General features: G+C 61.5%; 1 protein-coding gene and 1 pseudogene. Both read left to right on the plus strand.

What is annotated here, in order from left to right; translation table 11 throughout:
• A pseudogene (locus ABX749_RS29950) lies at window positions 1-879 on the plus strand (serine protease); the annotation flags it as partial.
• Window positions 876-2,310, plus strand: a 1,435-nt coding sequence (locus tag ABX749_RS29955) for a DUF1501 domain-containing protein (protein WP_372899264.1), incomplete at its 3' end; no start/stop codon positions are given. The pseudogene ABX749_RS29950 and the gene ABX749_RS29955, both read left to right, overlap by 4 nt.

Here is a 2,310-nt window from a genome sequence, read left to right on the forward strand (position 1 = left end):
ACCTACCGAATTCGCGTGACTGATCTGTTCGGGGGAACACGCAACGATCCCACCAATCGCTATCGGATGATCGTCCGCAAGGCGACGCCGGATTTTGCATTGGTCGGCTGGGCTCTGCACATGGGGCTCCGCAACGGCGACCGCAACGCGCTCAGCAAACCGATCGCCCTGCGTGGTGGTGCCGTCATGCCGCTTGAAATCGTCGTCGTCCGACGCGACGGCTTCGACGGCGAGATCGACCTGTTCATGGAGAACCTTCCCGAAGGCGTCACGGCGACGGGACTGAAGATCGCCGCCGGAGCAACACGCGGCATCATGTTGGTCTCCGCTGCCGACAACGCGCCGCGCGGATTGCAAATGGCCAGCCTGTTCGGCCGGGCCAGCATCGACGGACAAGACGTCGTCCGGCACTGCAGTTGGGCATCGATGAAATGGCCCGTGACGAATGCGAAAAGCGAAATCCCCGACCCGAGATTGGTCGACCAGATTCCCGTTTCGGTCGGCGGGATCGAACAGGCCGGACTGTCGATCGAACCGGCCGAAGACAAGGTCTGGCAGGTCACGGCCGGAGAAAAACTGACGATTCCGTTGCGATTGATTCGCCGTGGAGAGTTCTCGGGAAAAACCATGTCGCTGCGAACCTTCGGCGCCGGATTTGACCGCAACGCGGCGCTGGAGTTGTCGCTGACCGAAGATCAATCCGAAGCGGTTCTCGATCTGGCGCGATTGAAGCCCTCGCCGGGCGAGTACACGATCGCGTTCTATGGCGGTGCCGTCGCCAAATACGCTTACGGCGACGCCAAACCCAAAGACATTGTTGACATTTACGTTTCCAAACCGATCTCGATTCACGTGGTCCCCGCCGAGGCGACAAAATGATCCATCACGACTGTGACGATTGCGGATCCCAAGAATTCGGCTTGCCGCAAGGCCGCCGTAGCTTCATGCGACTGGGACTGGCCGGAATGGCCAGCGTCAGTCTTCCCGGCATCCTGCGACTGCGGGCCGCCAGCGCGGCCGAATCGGTCGACCAGGATCCGAAACAGCGATCCGCGGTGATCATGGTGTGGAAGCCCGGCGGCTGTTCGCACATCGACACCTACGATCCGAAACCGTTGGCCACCAGCGAATACCGCGGACCGTTCGGCACGATCCCCACCAAAGTCCCCGGCATGCAGTTCACCGAACTGCTGCCACGACAAGCGGCGATCGCCGACAAGTTCACGGTGTTGCGGAGCATGTATCAAGGCGCCGGCGGACACCCGGCCGGATCGATGCAGTTGCTCTCCGGAGACAGCGACACCCGTGACAAGCCCAAACCACGGTTGCCAGATTGGATGTCGGTCGCCAACTACCTCCGTTCGCTGGAAGGCCCGCGGACGAACCCGTTGCCGGCCTACGTCGGCATCAACCCGCCGACGACTTACAACGGCCCCGCATACCTGGGCGATGCGTACTCGCCGTTCTCGGTGACCGGCGATCCCAACGCGCCGAACTTTGTCGTCCCCAACATCGGCTTGAGCGACAAAAGCGAAGTCGAACGTTTGAAACGTCGCACGACGCTGCGGCAGAATCTCGACACGCTACACCGAGCCTTTGATACCTACGGTGAACTCGGAGCACTCGATCAATTCGAAGCCCAAGCACTGACGTTGTTGACCAACCCGAAAACCAAAGAAGCGTTCGATCTGACGCGTGAAGACGACAAGACCCGAGACCGGTACGGCAGAAACACGTGGGGGCAACAATTGCTGCTCGCCCGTCGTCTGGTCGAAGCCGGCGTCGATGTGTTGACGACCAGCTTGCGAGGCCCGTTGTGCGGACGCGTCAACAACTGGGACGACCACGCGGTCAACCATCACGTCTTCGACGCACTGCGGTTTCGCGCCCAGGCCTACGACCAGGCGGTTTCTGCGCTGATCGAAGACATCCATGAGCGTGGTTTAGACAAACGCGTTCTGGTCGTGGTGACCGGCGAGTTCGGCCGCACGCCCAAGATCAACTACCAACCCAGTACCGGCGCCGGGAACGCGAGCGCCCCCTCGGGTACCAAACAACCCGGGCGCGACCACTGGCCGCGAGCCTTTTCCAACCTTTGGGCCGGCGGCGGGATCGAGACCGGTCGCTTCATCGGCGCGACCGACAAGCGCGGCGAAGACGCCATCGATCGACGCTGTGGACCGGGCGACTTTTTGTCCACGATCTACCACCACCTCGGAATCGACGCCTCCAAAGTCATGATCAAAGACTTTAACGGACGCCCGACGCCAATCGTCGACCACGGCAAACCCATCCCCGAGTTGATCGCCT

Origin of the sequence: Stieleria sp. (assembly GCF_041595215.1) — a bacterium.
Classification (GTDB): domain Bacteria; phylum Planctomycetota; class Planctomycetia; order Pirellulales; family Pirellulaceae; genus Stieleria; species Stieleria magnilauensis.